The sequence below is a fragment of the Herbiconiux daphne genome (assembly GCF_024979295.1).
In the GTDB taxonomy this organism is placed as follows: Bacteria; Actinomycetota; Actinomycetes; order Actinomycetales; family Microbacteriaceae; genus Herbiconiux; species Herbiconiux daphnes.
The window spans coordinates 1-824 of the sequence record NZ_JANLCJ010000268.1; the positions used below are offsets into that span (position 1 = coordinate 1).

Annotated in this window: 2 protein-coding genes; both read left to right on the forward strand. The window is 27.8% G+C overall.

The annotated features are described in order from the left end of the window. A partial coding sequence (locus N1032_RS24550) for a hypothetical protein (RefSeq protein ID WP_259543134.1) occupies positions 1 to 331 on the forward strand: 331 nt, incomplete at its 5' end. A gap of 312 nt (positions 332 to 643) precedes the next feature. Further along, positions 644 to 820, forward strand: a complete 177-nt coding sequence (locus N1032_RS24555; RefSeq protein ID WP_259543135.1) for a hypothetical protein — start codon at positions 644 to 646, stop codon at positions 818 to 820. The last annotated feature ends 4 nt before the right edge of the window (positions 821 to 824 follow it).

Sequence of the window (824 nt, forward strand, 5' to 3'; positions counted from 1 at the left end):
TGAAGTTATTTTGGATGTTTACAATTATTTAAAAAATCCAATTGTTGATAAGTATAAAAATTACTATGTTGATCCTTCAAAATATAAAAATGCAATTATTTCAGATTTTAATATTACACCTCAAGGAATTTATGGTTCTATAAACATATCAAAAAATCAATTTATGGATTTTTCGGATACTTCATATTATTCTTACAACACAGAATCTGGAAATACTTATTTAACACAAAATAAAAATTCTATCGATGGAAATAAAAAATTAATTGATCTTCAAATGCAAAAAGAACAAATTGAAATGTCAAAAGAATATGGATCAGGTGTTTCATTTTGAGACCCTGCAACTTGAGTTACAGGTGTTAAAGATGCTGGACTTGAAGCTGGTGCTCAATATTTAGCGAGTGAAATAGCAAGTCAGGAAAAAGCAAATATTGATGCTGGAATTCGTGATTCGTTTGCGACAGCACCAAATGCACATCTTGGAAATGATAATGAAGGTATTCACAGACATGTTAAACAGAATTTAAAAGGTAAATTTAACTTTATTGCTAAATTCCCAAATTCAAAAATTATCAACAATATTAGAGTTTATGCCAATAAATATGGGTATAAAATTGATGATTATATTAAATTTGACACTCAAAAAATGATTTATTCAAGAAAATTATTTAACTATATTCAAGTTGGGGATGTCTCTTCAGCATTAGGAAAAAAATTAGTTAATTACGACAACACCCCATCACCAATTACTAATAATATTATAGCTTTTCCTGAGCTTATAAATGAATTTGCATCTATTCTTGTGCATGGTGTCAGAGTTTGAAGAA

Coding starts and splice junctions, on each gene's coding strand:
- N1032_RS24555 (WP_259543135.1), top strand. CDS start 644: ATGATTTATTCAAGAAAATTATTTAACTATATTCAAGTTGGGGATGTC.